Origin of the sequence: Pseudomonas sp. 18175, assembly GCF_050432925.1 — a bacterium.
GTDB lineage: Bacteria > Pseudomonadota > Gammaproteobacteria > Pseudomonadales > Pseudomonadaceae > Aquipseudomonas.
Genome location: NZ_JBKFTO010000003.1, coordinates 179,578 through 195,383 on the forward strand (window position 1 = coordinate 179,578; position 15,806 = coordinate 195,383).

At 57.3% G+C, this 15,806-nt stretch carries 12 protein-coding genes; 7 read left to right on the plus strand and 5 right to left on the minus strand.

Features of this window, described 5'->3' with window-relative positions; all coding sequences use genetic code 11:
* Positions 1-10: 10 nt before the first annotated feature.
* Entirely contained in the window at positions 11-484 is a 474-nt protein-coding gene (gene greB, locus ACLD1Y_RS05855) for a transcription elongation factor GreB (protein WP_012722976.1), read from the minus strand.
* Positions 485-607: 123 nt separating this feature from the next.
* The gene (locus tag ACLD1Y_RS05860; RefSeq protein WP_429476267.1) at positions 608-1,768 is read right to left on the minus strand and encodes a hypothetical protein; all 1,161 of its coding nucleotides are present in this window, start codon (positions 1,766-1,768) and stop codon (positions 608-610) included.
* 255 nt (positions 1,769-2,023) lie between these two features.
* On the opposite strand from ACLD1Y_RS05860, the gene ACLD1Y_RS05865 reads away from it, so the two are divergent.
* From ACLD1Y_RS05865 to ACLD1Y_RS05875, 3 genes are read left to right on the plus strand one after another with little or no spacing between them, the layout of a single operon-like run.
* Positions 2,024-2,947 (plus strand): ATP-binding cassette domain-containing protein, encoded by a 924-nt coding sequence (locus ACLD1Y_RS05865; RefSeq protein ID WP_429476269.1) that lies wholly within the window; start codon positions 2,024-2,026, stop codon positions 2,945-2,947.
* Entirely contained in the window at positions 2,944-3,669 is a 726-nt protein-coding gene (locus ACLD1Y_RS05870; protein ID WP_429476271.1) for an ABC transporter permease, read from the plus strand. Before ACLD1Y_RS05865 ends, ACLD1Y_RS05870 begins: the two co-directional genes overlap by 4 nt.
* A 14-nt stretch (positions 3,670-3,683) precedes the next feature.
* The gene (locus ACLD1Y_RS05875; RefSeq protein ID WP_429476273.1) at positions 3,684-5,363 is read left to right on the plus strand and encodes a Gldg family protein; all 1,680 of its coding nucleotides are present in this window, start codon (positions 3,684-3,686) and stop codon (positions 5,361-5,363) included.
* A 4-nt stretch (positions 5,364-5,367) separates the two neighbouring features.
* Here ACLD1Y_RS05875 and ACLD1Y_RS05880 read toward each other — a convergent pair whose 3' ends face one another.
* The 3 genes from ACLD1Y_RS05880 to ACLD1Y_RS05890 form a co-directional block, all read right to left on the minus strand.
* On the minus strand, positions 5,368-5,676 hold the full coding sequence (locus ACLD1Y_RS05880; RefSeq protein ID WP_429476275.1) for a class I SAM-dependent methyltransferase: 309 nt from the start codon (positions 5,674-5,676) through the stop codon (positions 5,368-5,370).
* 249 nt (positions 5,677-5,925) lie between these two features.
* Entirely contained in the window at positions 5,926-6,360 is a 435-nt protein-coding gene (locus ACLD1Y_RS05885; RefSeq protein WP_038848549.1) for a DoxX family protein, read from the minus strand.
* A 103-nt stretch (positions 6,361-6,463) separates the two neighbouring features.
* Complete coding sequence (locus tag ACLD1Y_RS05890) at positions 6,464-7,885, minus strand: transglycosylase SLT domain-containing protein (protein ID WP_429476277.1); 1,422 nt, start codon at positions 7,883-7,885, stop codon at positions 6,464-6,466.
* A gap of 237 nt (positions 7,886-8,122) precedes the next feature.
* Between ACLD1Y_RS05890 and ACLD1Y_RS05895 the strand changes: the two genes are divergently transcribed.
* The 4 genes from ACLD1Y_RS05895 to ACLD1Y_RS05910 all read left to right on the plus strand — a co-directional run bounded on the left by ACLD1Y_RS05895 (position 8,123) and on the right by ACLD1Y_RS05910 (position 15,786).
* Entirely contained in the window at positions 8,123-8,929 is an 807-nt protein-coding gene (locus ACLD1Y_RS05895; RefSeq protein ID WP_429476279.1) for a TatD family hydrolase, read from the plus strand.
* 96 nt (positions 8,930-9,025) lie between these two features.
* Positions 9,026-10,507 (plus strand): methyl-accepting chemotaxis protein, encoded by a 1,482-nt coding sequence (locus ACLD1Y_RS05900; protein ID WP_429476281.1) that lies wholly within the window; start codon positions 9,026-9,028, stop codon positions 10,505-10,507.
* Positions 10,508-10,705: 198 nt separating this feature from the next.
* The gene (locus ACLD1Y_RS05905) at positions 10,706-15,397 is read left to right on the plus strand and encodes an RHS repeat-associated core domain-containing protein (protein WP_429476283.1); all 4,692 of its coding nucleotides are present in this window, start codon (positions 10,706-10,708) and stop codon (positions 15,395-15,397) included.
* Entirely contained in the window at positions 15,397-15,786 is a 390-nt protein-coding gene (locus ACLD1Y_RS05910; protein WP_429476285.1) for a hypothetical protein, read from the plus strand. The genes ACLD1Y_RS05905 and ACLD1Y_RS05910 overlap by 1 nt, the downstream gene beginning before the upstream one ends.
* The last annotated feature ends 20 nt before the right edge of the window (positions 15,787-15,806 follow it).

The following is a 15,806-nucleotide window of genomic DNA, read 5'->3' on the forward strand; positions in this document are numbered from 1 at the left end:
CGCGCTTGATTTACTTCACGTATTCAATACCGGTGATCCACCAGCACACGTCCCCACTCGGGGTTTGCACGATGGCCTCGTCGTCCACTTCCTTGCGCAGCAACGCACGGGCCATGGGTGAGTCGATGGAGATGTAGTCCATCCGCTCATAAATCTCGTCATACCCTACGATTCGAAAACGCTTGGTCTCGCCCTGCTCGTTTTCGATATCGACCCAGGCGCCAAAAAACACTTTGCCTTCCTGCTCGGGCATGTACTCCACCACGCGCATGTCTTCCAGGCGCTTGCGTAGGTAACGCACGCGGCGGTCGATCTCGCGCAGCAGTTTCTTGTTGTACTGGTAGTCTGCGTTCTCGCTTCGATCACCCAGGGAGGCTGCCCACGTCACCTTGCGCGTGGTGTCTGGGCGCTTTTCCCGCCACAGGTAATCCAGCTCTTTTTTCAGCGCCTCATGACCCTCTTTGGTAATCAGCTTGGTACTCAAACGCATGCATCCCCTGGAAATGTCCATTGACTCCACTACGCCATGACCTCAGGCCTGGCGCCTTCGAACAGAGAGGGATGATAAATGAACGCGAGAAAGTAGCCAGGCCGGCGGGCAGATTGCCTACATCGACACGTTAAACAGGTCACTGCCGGATTGAGCCGGCTCGACAGCGCTGCCGGGACTGCCCAACGTACGTTCAAGGTCAAGCAAGATGGCATGCAGATGATGTCGCCCTGCGGATATCTGGGCCTGGGCGGTGTTCAACTTCTCACTTTTCTGGCGGACCAGCAATTCTTGGGTATAGGCCTGGGCGCTCCGTTGCTCAAGAGCTGCGGTGCGCTCCTCTATTTGGTGCTGTTCGCGTTGCTGCGCGGTGAGCGCCTCCGCCAACTGGGCTTCGCGACTCTCTAGCGCCTGGGTCCGCAACCGCAGGGTAGACTCTTTTTCCAACGTTCGATTGGTCAACTCCTGGCGATCCCGATCAAGCTCTGCTTGCTGTTGCTGCAGTTGCCTTTGCCACTGCTCAAGTGCCTCCTCCTGCTTAAGTACCGCTGTCTTTTTTACCGTCAGCTCCTGGGCAACACGTGCAAGGCTGGTCAAGGTACTGTCCACTTCAAACAGTGAATCATCATGCGCCACCGGCGCGACCGGGGTGGGCGGCGCACAGACGATAGGGGCCACAGGCAACGGTTCCTCCGCTACGCAAGACAACGCTTGCGGCTCATCCAGTTCCTCCAGCAATGGCGGCGGCTCTCTTTCAGGCATGCTTGCCACCTTGGGTGGTGAGATCATTTGAGAAGAAAAACGAATGGACGGGACGATCAACGAGGCGCTTTCAATCGCCGCGCACGCGGGTACAGATGCTCCCAGGGTAATCACCTTCATCACCAGGGCTTTCTTGATGATTACCGAATGGTGATCTTCTGGCCTGGCCGGCGGCAATTTACAACCCTTCAAATCGACAAAATGATAGGGGATCTGGGTATCGGTAACGCTAAGGGTCTTAGCGCCGGAAGCGGCCAACGTCAGTATCTGCTTGAACACTTGCATCGCAATGTGCAGGTCCTCTTGAACGTCAACACTACTCAAGAAGTAACGTTCAAGCTTCTTGCGTAACGCCGCCACATACACCCTGGCACTTCCGGGCTCTGTCTCTTCATCAAGGCTGTACACAAGAAAGTTCGAGTTTATTTGAGGAACAGCAAAACCACAGAGTAATGCACCATTGAGTGGCGCATCCCCATCCGAGCGTTCCAGAACAAGGGTACGTAGAAGCATCACGATATTCAGGCCTCACGACGATTAAACATCAGTTAAACAAAAGGTAAACATCCCACCTCTTAATACATCCCCATCATATAGCGATTGCCTTTCTGCGCTATAAACCCAGGCGTAGGACTTGTCTTAATAAAGCATCCCAGCATATCCAAGCCACCCTATTGAACGTACCCTTTTCAAACTCCAAGCCCTGCATTCGCCCATTAAGGCGCGTGTCTTTTCAAACACCCTGCCAAACTAATCCAGCAGAACAGCATAATGATCGAGTTACGCAACCTGACAAAACAGCAGGGCAAAAAAACCATAATCCGCAATATTTCATTCATTGCCCAGCGGCAGGAATGCCTAGGATTAATGGGGTTGGAGGGTGCCGCTAAAACAACACTCTTAAAGATGCTGGCGGGCTCGATAAGCCCGTCTTCCGGCCAAGTGATCATCCTCGGTTTCGACACCCGCACACACCCACGCCAAGCTTGCCAGGCCGTGGGCTATCAGCCTGCCGAATTCAGCCACCCCACCCTGTCCGTCAGCAGTCTGCTCGGTTTTATTGCTGCTCTACGCGGGTTCCATGGCGCGGAAAAACGCAGGCGCGTCGATCGGGCGGCAGCGCGACTCGAGCTGTCGCCATTACTCAGCTACCCGATCCATACACTTGCACCGGGTCTGAAACGCAAAGTCGCGTTAGCCCAAGCCATCCTGCATGATCCGGCCCTACTGCTGCTGGATGAACCCTTCGAGGGTCTGGCGTCTCACCAACACATCGAGACCAGGACACTTATCCAATCATTGACCGAAGAGATGGCAGTGGTCATTGCGTCACGCGACTGCGAAGCGCTGGCCAAAACATGCACCCGCGGCCTCATCGTCGAGAATGGCCGGCTATTGGCGGATATGCCAATGCAGGAACTGCTGCGCACCTCACGCCACTTCCATGCCGTCACCCTGGCATCAGAGTCTGCGCTGGATCTGCTAGCCCTTGCCGTACTGCCTGGCGTTGCCGGCATCGAAGAAGATCGCCACAGCCCCGGCATGGTGACGGTGCTGCCCATGCCGGGCCACAGCATTCTCCCATCGATCAGCACGCTGATCGCCAACCGGCACTGGAAAGTGCGCTCGCTGACAATGGAACCCGGCCGCCTGAATGATGTTGTTCATCACCTGAGCCAAGAGGCGTCCCTTTGAAGTCATTGCTTGTTGTATTCAAACGCCAACTGGCCAGTTACTTATCCACGCCGTCTACGTATTTGAGCATTGCCATGTTCTTGGTGTTATCCGCCGCACTGGGTTTGTTTATGCGCCAGTGGTTGGAGCACAGCAACAACCACTGGCAGGCGTTCATCCACGTGCATCCGTGGCTGTATTTATTGCTGATTCCCGCGCTATCAACTCAACTTTTGGCCCGCGAACACGAGGCCGGCTTTATCGACTTTCTCGCCACGCTACCTCTCTCACCGGTGCAACTGGTCATCGGCAAATACCTCGCCGCTTGGGTTATAACGGGCCTCGCGCTGTTACTGAGCTTTCCAATCGTCATCGTTATTAACTTACTGGGCGCCGCAGACCATCTCGTCATCGCCTCGCAGTTAATCGTCAGTTGGTTATTGGCGGGCAGCTATCTTTCAGTCGGCTTTTTTATTTGCGCGATCACTCACCAACGCCTGGTCATTTTCCTTCTGACACTGTGTTTGTTGTTGACCGTCGGCGGTGTGTCTTCTGTTCTGGACGCATTGGAACATCAAACCCCAATCTGGCTCATCGACAGCTTGATGTCTCTTAGTCCATTTTTACGCTTTACCGTGATCGACCATGGCGCATTGATTCTTCGTGACGGCTTGTACTTCATTAGCATGATCGTTGCGTTTCTGGCGGCGACCATCGTGCTGCTCAACTACAAAAGCCGCTAAGAAGGTCGTTCTTGATGCGATCCGCTTTGCGCACGGGCATAACGCTCAACGTCATATTGTTGATTTTCCTGGCCTTCAATTTGGTCTGGGCCCCCAGGCTTCCCGACGTACGCTGGGACCTATCCCAACAAAAAACCAACTCCTTATCGCCCGCCGTCATGCAATTGCTTTCCTCACTGGATGCCCCACTGGACTTCTACTACTTTCATTCAAGCAAACTCGGCGAACGTAAACACTACAGCAGACGGGTTGAAGAAACGCTCAAGGCATTCGAACAAGCCGCGAAGGGCATGATCAATTTACACATCATCAACCCCACTCCTTTTTCAGAAGATGCCTACAAGGCCAGGCTGTACGGCCTTGACGATCAGCAGGGTTTCCTGGGGCTAATCGTGACCCGCGATGGCCATGCCGCACAACGCATCGAATCGTTCAGCCCGGACAGGGAACCCCTTCTGGAATATGAAATCAGCCACTTGATCACCCAACTGCTACGCCCGGAACCACCGGTTATCGGGCTGCTATCAGGGTTGTCGCCGGAGGAATCAATCGAGGTTTTGCGACAAGAGCTACACCGACACTTTGATGTTTTGGAGCTGGAACCCAATGCCGAGTACGTGCCCCCACGCATTCAAACCCTCATGCTCGTGCATCCTCGCAGGCTGCCAGAGCAAACCCTGTATGCAGTTGATCAATTTGTACTCGGCGGCGGCAAAGTATTGATGTTTGTCGACCCGCTGAGCGAGCGACAATTAAAAGAAACACACCCGGCCTCTCCTCTGGACGGACTGCTTGCCAGCTGGGGCGTCGCCCTGCAGAGCGACAAGGTACTCATCGATACCTCCTACGCTCTACCGGACCAACTCCCAACGACATTGACCCTGCCGCGCCAGGCAATGATGACGAACGATGTCAGCACCTGGAAGCTCGACTCAGTGACGGTATCCAGCAGTGGAGCCCTTAGCCCCACAGACAAGAGCCAGACTCAGTTCACGCCACTGCTGAGTAGCTCAAGGCACTCGGCGCTCGTGGAGCCAGATGCACTGGACAGTGAAATAACCACGTGGGGTGAAAGGCATGTCATCGCCGCACGCATTGAGGGGCCAGCCTATTCGGCGTTTCCCGACGGTGTCGGCGAACGGTCAGCGGGCCTGCAAAAATCAGCGCAGATCCATGTGGTAGTCGTCGCTGATACCGATTTGCTTGGCGAGCACCTGGACATCCCAGCCCAAAACAGCAATAGCCTATTTGTGCTCAATACCCTGGACAACCTGGCCGCGCCCGATGAGCTGGCCAACATCCGTCCTCGCGCTGGCACACGCTCGTCATTGCACGTGCTGGAAAGCCTGCGTGAAACCGCTGAACACACCTATCAAACCCAGGCCGGCGACCTGATGCGACGGCTGGCACAAACCGAAAAAGAATGGCAACGCGTGAACCCTCCTGCCACCTCACTGGGTACCGAGGCCGTGGACACCAGCACCCATTTGCAGGCGCTCAACAAGGAGCGGCTGCGTTTGCCGATGGAGTTGCATGCACTGAAGACCCAGGCGTATGCGCCCGTACATCGGCTGGAGCGTAATGTGAAGGTGTTGCTTATCGTGCCAGTACCGGCACTGCTGTGCCTGATTGCCTTGGGTGTGCACCTGTGGCGCAATCGCCGCCGCCCCGCCCCGCCCTCTACGCTCTACTGAAGCGTCAACGGCGCGCGATCAACCCTTGACGGGCGATGCGCGTCAACTGGCGGATCACTTCATTTACGTTGCTGGCGTTGGGGGCCTGGATAACGGCGAGGTCAAAACTGTTACTGGCAAAACGGGCAAGGGAATCGCCGTCTTCAACAAACTGGATCAGGAACGCAGACGGTCGCCCGCTACGACGAGGCCAGCCATCCAGGTAACGCAACAGCGTCGGCTGGTGCTTGCCGCCCAGGAGAATTTTAGGATTGCGTTGGGTGAGGTCCGCGGTGATCGGGGCCAGGCGAATCAGGGGGCGTAGTGCATTCATTGTGTCGAGTCTCTGCCTCAAAAGTCTGCGGGCAGGTGAGAGGCAACACCGAACCAGCGCTTTAGCGGAATTTCGAAGCAGTGTGATCGCTTCTGTCGGGACCGAGATCGGTCACCCATGGCGCCCCGCAATTAGCTGTTTAAATCGGCGCATGAGCGGCATCCTAGAGAAGCCGATAGTGCGGTGTCAAGAATCCCGAGCAGCAAAAGGCCCGCACATGGCGGGCCTCTTGGGGGTTTTACAGGGAGATCAGTTGGCGATGGCGCGGTCGGCAGACAGTTTGCCAGCGCCTTCGAGCAGCACCGCCAGCGAGCCACCCAGCAAGGCCAGTGCGAACTCATAACCATTGTTGGCCATGAACAAACCGTTATGGATATGCACCGAGAAAATTGCCACCAGCGACAAGATGGTCAGGCCCAACGCTGCAGGGCGAACCAGCAGGCCGATGATCAGTGCCAGGCCAGCAAAGAACTCGGTACCACCCGACAACAGCGCCATCAGGGTACCCGGCGCCAGGCCGATGCTTTCCATCCACTGGGCAGTGCCCGCCAGGCCGTAGCCGCCAAACCAGCCAAACAGTTTTTGCGAACCGTGGGCGGCGAAGATGATGCCGACCACAATGCGCAGGATGGTCAGGCCGTAACCGGCACGGGTGGACAGGATGCTTTTGATCAGTGGGCTCATGGTGATAATCCTTTTCAAAGTAGGGGTTGGTTGGCCGCTATATTAATCAGATTAAAGAATGATAAAAGCCGAAAAAATGCCTAATTAACATCGATAAAATCGATTATTTTCGTGAGGCCATTTTCGGCATTGGCGGCTCCAGGGACTCCCGCTCCCGATCAAACGCCAAATAGTACTTGTTGACGCTATTAACATAGCTGACGGCGCCCATCCCCACCTGCTCCATGGCAATGCGCTCAACCTGGAAGAACCACTGGTTGGGGTTGAGCCCCCGGCGCTTGGCCTCGGTACGCATACCCTGCACGCGCTCCGGCCCCATGTTGTAAGCCGCCAGCACAAAGGCCATGCGCTCGCGCTCGTTAAGCTTGGGGCTGGCAAAGAATTTGCGACGGATCATCGCCAGGTAACGCGCGCCGGCCTGCACATTGTTATCGAGGCTTTCGATGTTATTGACGCCTACCCGCTGCGCCGCCGACGGTGTGATCTGCATCAAGCCGGTGGGGCCGCCGCTGTTGCGTGCACCGGGGTCGAGCGCCGACTCCTTGAACGCCAGTGCGGCCAGGTTCAGCCAGTCCATACCCTGCTCGCGGGCGTGCTTTTGCAAGACAGGTCGCAGTTTTTCCAGGCGTTGGCGGTCGACACGGGCCAGCGGATTGCGCACTTGATAAAGGCGGCGGTAGATGCGCTGGAAGGCCACATCCTGATCGGAAGGGGTTCGATAGGTCTTGAGAAATCGATCAATGCTCGCCCGCAGCATTGAGGCGTCCTGGCGTACAAACCAGTATTCGTCACCTGGCTCATTGATCACCACCTGCTTGTCGAAGCGCAACTTGGGCAATATCTTCGACCAGCGCTCGGCAATCGGCTTCTCGACGATGGTGAGGTGGAAAATACCGGCCTGGACCATCTCCAGCACATCTTCCACGGCCAGTGTCGGGTCCACCCATTCCACCTTCACTGGCGGCTGCTTGTGCAACGCCAGCTTCTGGTTGACCTGGTTGATAGCATCCGCCGCCGCGCTGCCGGTAGTCAGCGCCAGGGTGCGACCGGACAGTTGCTCCAGCTTGGTAAACCGCCGCTCCCCCTTCACCCCCACCAGCCACAGCGGCACATCGCTGGCAATCGGATCGCTGGTGCTGACCTTGTGGGCCGCCTTCACATCCAGCAATTCACCTGGGGCCACCAGGTCGCCTTCGCCACGGGCCAACGCGCCGAGCAACTGGTCCTTGGCCTTGGGAATGATCTTGAGGTTGATTTCCTGGCCATCCCGGGCGTGGCCATTGAGGTATTGCTCGAAGGCGCGCAGGCGATGGTATTCGACACCGATGGCCTGGCCCTGCACTTCGCCTGAACTGTTACGGCTCTGGTTGACCAAGACTCGCAGGGTGCGGCTGGAGCGGATGTCCGCCAGGTCGCGGACCTTGCCAGGCTTGGTCACTTCCAACGGCCCGTCCAGGCGCGCCACCGCCGCCATGGGCAGCAGTAACGTCAGGCACAACATAAGCAACGCCGAGGGTCGGATCATCCGCTCTCCGGAAAAGAATACTGGCCAACGTCCTCACGAAAAATGAGGCGATGGGGGTCAGAAACAGAGCGCTTTCAGCGCTGGCAAGGCGCGCAACGGTGGCATAGGGAGCGGCACTCGGCCAACCCCAATGTCACTTGCGACGTTCAAAGACAGCGATAACTCGTTGTAGTTCTTCGATTTTCTTATAAATCTACAGCTCTGATATGCTTTCCGGCCGCAGGCGGAGGTAGCACCATGCAACTCATTGATATCGGCGTCAACCTGACCAACTCCAGTTTCGACGAGAAGCACCAGGCCGTTCTCGACCGGGCCTACGCCGCTGGCGTGCAGCAATTGGTGCTCACCGGCACCAGCGTCGACGGCAGTGAACAGGCCCTGGAGCTGTGTGTAAAACTCGATGAAAGTGGCCAGCGCCTGTTCAGCACGGCCGGCATCCACCCCCACTCTGCCAGCGACTGGAATGGCGACAGTGCCCAACGTTTGCGCGGTTTGCTCAATGAAAGTCGCGTGCGTGCGGTGGGCGAATGCGGGCTGGATTTCAATCGGGATTTCTCGCCACGCCCGCAGCAGGAAAAAGTCCTCGAAGAACACCTGGCCCTGGCCGTGGAGCTGAAACTGCCGGTGTTCCTGCACGAGCGCGATGCCAACGTGCGGCTACTGGAGATCCTAAAGGACTACCGCGACCACCTCACCGCCGCCGTAGTGCACTGTTTCACTGGCGAGCAACAAGCGCTGTTCAGCTACCTCGACCTCGACTTGCACATCGGCATCACCGGCTGGATCTGCGACGAGCGTCGTGGGACACACTTGCACCCACTGGTAAGGGAAATTCCCCGGGGCCGCCTGATGCTGGAGAGCGACGCGCCCTACCTGCTGCCGCGCACCCTGCGGCCCAAGCCAAAAAACGGGCGTAACGAACCGGCGTACTTGCCCGAAGTTCTGCGTGAGGTGGCTTTGCATCGCAACGAAAGCGTGGAAGACCTGGCGCAGCACAGTACCGCCAGCGCACGCGCATTTTTCGGGCTGCCAAGCGTGGATTGATGTGGCGCATTGACCCATGTCAAAACGGTTTTCCTGAGTAGCGGCACAATAATGGCACCTTGCCAATGCTGTTTCCGCTATCAGAGAAAACCTTCCATGGGTGCCTGGCTTAGCAACATCTCGCTTAAATACAAATTCTGGGCCGTGAACGCGGTCGCCTTTATCACTACCCTGTTGCTGGTGCTGTACGCCGTGCAACTCGAACAGCAGGCGCGCAGCGATGCATCCATGGCCTCTGCGCAGGCCCAGGGGCGCCTGCTCAGTGCTTGGCCTGCGGACAAGGCCTTGCCCGCAGGCGAGCACTGGCTGGCATTCACCAGTGGCCAAATCCCACAACTGGCCGACCAGGATCTGTCAGCGCTGAGCACCGCCAGCGGCTGGGTTGAACTCAATCACATGCCATTATTTGGCGAAAACCCGTTGATGGGCGCCGAAGTCATTGCCCGCCCTGACGGCCAACACGTGGCCGTGCTGGCCTACGCGCCCAGCCTGAGCCAGGTGTTCGGCGAGCGTTTCGGTAATTACGCGGTGGCCGTGGCGATCCTGATGCTGGCGATGCTCGGCGCGTCGCAATTGCTGATCCGCTTCCTGCTCAGCCAGCTCAACACCCTCAAGGACGTGATGCTGCACGTGGAGAAAACCGGAGACCTCTCGGCCCGCGTACCCTTGGCGTGCAAAGACGAAGTCGGACAGATGGCCAGCGCCTTCAACGCCATGCAGGCCGGCTACCAACGCGTGGTCAGCACCGTGGCGCGCACCGCCCAGCAATTGGATGACGGCGCCGCTCGGCTGGCCAGCAGCATGAACGATGTTCAGCACGGCATGCTCGGCCAACAAAGCGAAACCGACCAGGCCGCCACCGCCATCAACGAAATGACCGCCACCGTCTACCATATCGCCCAACATGCCGGCGCCACCCGCGACCTGTCCCAGACCGCCGACACCCTCGCCGGCAGCGGCCAGGAGGTCGTCACCCGCGTGCAACGCTCCATTGCCGGGCTCTCCACCGGTGTGCAGCAGACCGCCGAAATGATCCAGAAACTTGCCGAAGACAGCCAGAAAATCAACGGTGTGGTCAGTGTGATCCACAGCATCGCCGAACAGACCAACCTGCTCGCCCTCAACGCCGCCATCGAAGCCGCCCGCGCCGGGGAAATGGGCCGTGGTTTCGCTGTGGTCGCCGACGAGGTGCGCAACCTCGCCAAGCGCGTGCAAAACTCCACCGACGAAATCACCCGTATGGTTTCGGCGCTGCAAGCCGGCACCCGTGACGCCGTGGACTTCATGCAGGAAAGCTCGTTCAAGGCCGATGACTGCGTACAACAAGCCCAGGAAGCCGGTATAGCCCTCGCCGAAATCACCGGCGCCGTGGCGCAGATGCGCGAGAGCAACACCCAGATCGCCGTCGCCGCCGAACAGCAAAGCCACGTGGCCGAAGAGATGAACCGCGCCGTGGTAAGCATTCGGGACGTGACCGAAAACACCGTGCAGCAAACGGTGGATTCGGCAACCACCAGCAACCAACTGGCGACCCTGGCTGGGGAGCTGAGCAAGGCGATTGGGCAGTTGAAGTTGTAGGACTGTTCGGTCTGTAATCCTGCCCCTACATCCGAACCTCGGTTTGCCCGAGGTTTTGACGAAACTTCCTAGCTTTCCTGGCGAATAACGCCGACTTCTTTTCCCTACCAACCTCTCCAAAGTCTCTCGCCTGAACAATCAGCGCGAGGGACCGCCGATGCACTTCTCTTTCGATGCCCGACTCAATAGGGCCACGTCTTGATCCCGGTGATTGCCAGTCTGGTACTGGCCCCCATGGATGCCAAGACGCCGGACGTTGAAAACGTCTTGCGCGATTTTCGCGCCTGCCTGAACGACTTTGATGCGTGGGCCGAAAGTTTCTGGAGTTTCTCCGCGCTTGAGGTGGAGCAGGTATTCAAGGTCGGCGATGAAGTTGCACTTGTAGCCCCAGCCTCGTCCCAAAAGCCCCATCGCACAGTCGCCCTCTGCAAAGCCCAGGGCTCATTGACCCTGGTGCATCTGTTCGAGAGTACGCGGTTCGTACCCATCGGCAACACCCCGGTGATGCTGCAAGGCATCGCGTCGGACGGCAGCCCGATTGGCGCGCCGATGCATCACGTCATCGGTCCCAGCGGCATTCTTGAAGTCAAGGACTGCACCCGCGACCAGCGCTACCAAATCACCTTCTACCCCAACGTTTCCAAGGAGCACGTCAAGGCGCTGTATGCGTCTTATCAGTCGGTGATCAAGGGCCTGGACGTTGATCTGCGCGATGAATGGCTCAAAACGTTTAAGCCGCTGTGGAATGACTTTGCCCACGCCACGCCGCTGGAGCGCAGCGCGATGCAGGGCCTGGCATTTTCAAGCGGGATCGCCAAGGCGCTCTACAACCTCTGGGATAACCTCACGCAGCTGTATGACCTGTTGGCAGACCTCAAGGCTAACAGTGAGAAGTTGCTGCACTACATCTCCCAGGCCGAACTGGATGAACTGCTGAAACTGGGCAAAGACGCCATCGCCAACGGTTTGTTGGTGCTCAGTGATGAGCCGCTGTTGTTCATTTACCTGTCCGCCATGGTCGCCTGGCTGCGCATGCTGCCACCCCCGCAGATGTTTGAAGTGGTCGGTGAGATCACCGGCGAAGTGCTGATCAACCTGTTTCTGATCTGGGCGACACGGGCCATGGGCGTGCAGATTCGCCTGGGCGCGCAAGTGCTGGGCCATATCAAGTCCGGACAGGCACGCAAGTGGCTGGAGAAGCTGGCGGATCAGTTGGGCGGAGCGCCTTTGAAACCCCATGTGGACGTGGCTAAACCCTTGTTGCTTGGAGGGCCGGCGACGCCGACCAAGGCGATTCCCTCAGTGCCGATGAAGGTTGGGGATGAGCTGGTTTCAAACCCGATGGCGATGGCTCGGGATAAGGCCGTGCAGAGGACTGCGTTGGTTCGGCAGGAGCACGTGGATGATGTGCCGGTTTCGGGAAAAAACCAGAACGGGGATGCGGCTTCAAGTGCGGATAAAACCGCGACCAATGGCTGCCCAGTATCGATGGTCACTGGGGAGGAGTTGCTCGCTCTGACCGATGGTTCGTTAGACGGGATTTTGCCGTTTGAGTGGACCCGGTTGTATCGCACCAGTGCGGTGGAAGTGGACTGCGGGTTGGGGTTTGGCTGGAGTCATTCGCTGGCGCATCGGGTTGAGGTTGCGGGTGATTCGGTGGTGTGGACCGATCATGAGAATCGCTCGATTGCCCTGCCCTTGCCGACAACTACTCGGCCAGCAATTACCAATAGTTTGGCCGAAGCTGCGATCTACTTGGGCTCGGTGCCGGATGAGTTGGTGCTGGCTCAGGCGTCGCGTTTCTACCATTTTGTTAACGGTGCGCTGACGGCGATCAGTGATGCGTATGGCAATCGGCTGCGTATTTCTCGCGACTTTCTGGGCCGGATTGAACGGGTGGATAACGGTGTGGGCCGCTCGCTGTTCTTGCGGTATGAATCGGGCCGCATTGGGGCGGTGGAGTACCAGATTCAGCGGGCCAAGGACTATGAGCCCTACGTCTGGGTCACCGAGCAAAGCGTCGTTTCCTACGCCTATGACGAACTCGGCAGGCTGGTGTCGGCGACCAATGCCGTAGGCGAAACCGAGACTTATCGCTACGACGACCAGCACGTCATTCTCGAGCGCGGCTTGGCCGGTGGAGCGAGTTTCTTCTGGGCGTGGGAACGCTCTGGCAAGGCGGCGCGATGTATCCGGCACTGGGCCAGTTTTTCGCAGATGGACACGCGGTATGCCTGGGATGACAACGGCCGCGTCACCGTGTTTAACGCCGATGGCAGCCAAGAAGTCTATGTGCATGACCAGCGCGCGCGGTTGGTGCAGCGCATTGATCCGGATGGCGCCCAGCACTTCAAATCCTACGATGACCAAGGCCGTCTGACAGCTGAGCAAGACCCGCTGGGGGCGGTGACGGCGTATCAGTACGATGAAGCTGGGCGATTGGTGGCGGTGTTTCCGGGGGAGGATGAGCCCACTTCCTACGAGCATGACAACGGCTTCGTACGGGTGGTGCGGCGCGGTGAAGCGGTTTGGAAGTATGAGCGTAATGATCAGGGCGATATCACGCGCAAGATCGATCCTGATGGGCATATCACCGATTACACCTACAACAAATATGGGCAGTTGATTGGGGTTTGGTACCCGGATAACAGCTCTCAACGACTGGTCTGGAATGAGCGTGGCCAGCTCATTGAAGAACAATTACCCAATGGCGGCATCAAGCGGTATCGCTATGACGATATTGGGCGGCAGATTGCTCGCGAAGACGAACAGGGCGCGCTGACTCAGTACCAATGGGACAGTGTTGGACGCTTGGTGCGTGTGGTGCTACCGGGCGGTTTGACGCGGGAATACAGCTACAACCCCTACGGAAAAATCACCGCCGAGCGCGATGAACTCGGGCGCGTGACCCGCTACGAATACGCGGATGGTTTGCACCTGATCAGCCGTCGCATCAATGCTGATGGCTCCCAGGTTAAATACCGCTACGACAATGTGCGGTTGTTGCTGACGGAAATCGAAAACGAGGTTGGCGAAAGCTACCGGCTCGAGTACCACCCCAACGGGCTCATCCAGCAGGAAACGGGTTTTGACGGCCAACGCACTGCCTACGTCTACGACCTCAACGGCAATCTGCAAGAAAAGACCGAACACGGGGATGACGGTAGTCAGTTAGTTACCCGCTACGAACGCGACTTCGCCGGACGCCTTGTACGAAAAACCCTGCCTGATGGAAAGGCTATCGATTACGCCTACGACCGCCAAGGCAACCTCCTTAGCGTCGAAGATGGCCATTGGGCACTTTCCTACGAATACGACCACCAAAACCGCCTCACAGCTGAACACCAAGGCTGGGGCACTCTGCGTTACGGCTACGACGCCTGCGGCCATCTTCAAAAGTTGCGCCTACCAGATAACAACCGCGTTGTTTTTAATCATGCCAAAGGCGGCCATCTCGCCACCGTCGAGCTAAACGGCGAAATCCTCACCTCCCACCTCTTCAAATCCGGCCAGGAACACCAACGCCAACAAGGCCAACTCCTCAGCCACTACCACTACGACGACCAACAGCGCCTGCACGCCCACGCCCTCACCCACCAGGACCATTACCTCTACCAACGCCAATACGACTACGACAAAACCGGAAACCTCACCCGCCTGCTCGACACCCGCAAAGGCGAACACCTTTACCAGTACGACCCACTCAACCGCCTGACCCGCGCCGACCACTCCCAGGACCTGCAAGAACGTTTCGCCCACGACCCGGCGGGCAACCTGCTGATGCAAGACCGCCCCGGCCCCGACATCGTGGCGGGTAATCGCCTGATGATGCAGGGCGACAACCACTACGACTACGACGCCTTCGGCAACCTCATCCGTGAGCGGCGTGGCAAAGGCCATCAACTTGTCACTGAATATCGCTACGACTGCCAGCATCGGTTGATCGGGGTCACCAAACCCAACGGCCAAACTGCCAGCTATCGCTATGACCCGTTTGGACGGCGTATCAGCAAAACCGTGGGCGGGGAAACCACGGAATTTTTCTGGCAAGGCGACAAGCTGATTGCTGAACACCACAAGGATCAACACTGCAGCTACCTCTACGAACCGGATAGCTTTTGCCCACTAGTCACGCTGGAAGGCTTCGGCCCAAAAGCGACCAAGCCCTACTACTACCAACTCGACCATCTTGGTACGCCCCAAGAACTCACCACCCCTGACGGCGAAATCGTCTGGTCCGCCCATTACCGCGCCTACGGCGAAATCTCCCGCCTCGACGTAGCCAAAATCGACAACCCGCTGCGTTTCCAAGGCCAGTACTTCGACCAGGAAAGTGGGCTGCACTACAACCGCCATCGCTACTACAATCCGGATATTGGTCGCTACCTGACGCCGGACCCGGTGAAGCTGGCGGGTGGGATCAATGCGTACCAGTACGTGCCCAACCCAACGGGAGGTGTCGACCCTCTAGGGCTAGCTTGTGTACCGGGGCAATGTCCTAAACCAAACCCGGGAAGCACGTGGGGGTTCAACTCAGATGTAGATCTGGACTGGCGTAAACATGGCGGTAACAGTTACGAGCAAATGCATATAGGTTTAGAGGAAGCCTTTCGTAGGACAGGCATCCCAAAGGAAGAGTACGGTGTCACCAAGTGGGGAAAAGACCAGTATGGAAAAACATTCCCCACCGAGTGGCGTGTAGAAAAAGGCCCAAATAGAGGGGCCGAAGTAAATATTGATGACCCTACGCTCGTTCCGAGCAAAGAAGGCCCAAGTTCCCCCCATATCGGTTATCAAACTCCCGGAAAAAGAGGCGGCGGCGGGGCGACAAGAGGCCATATATTTATCGATTTGGTTCCCGTTAGCCGATCAAAAATAGGAACTCCGTGATGAACTACCTTGAGGACGAAATAGATCAAGCAATCAGTTCTTTAACAATCAGGTCTGAAAAGCTTGATTCGGGAGAACTCGTTAGCCTAATAGGCTTGCTCACAAAGAAGTTTTTCAAGTCTGAGAGCAACGTACTCGACCCGGTCGAGTTGAACGAGAAAAGCACAGAACACAATCCAAAATTCTGGCAGGAAATACACCAGCGAATTCACCAAAAACACCTGTTTTTTCTGGTCTATGACTCAAAGTACAGAGCGTGGAAAGTCGACGATGCACAAGATGTCGCATGTATTTTACGTGAAACGACTGGATACCCATTTTGGGTAACGGATAGCGAACTCACGTTTTTGGTGCACATGGATGATCATGATTGCGTCATTTGGGCTTGAAAAAGGATTTTCCACGAATG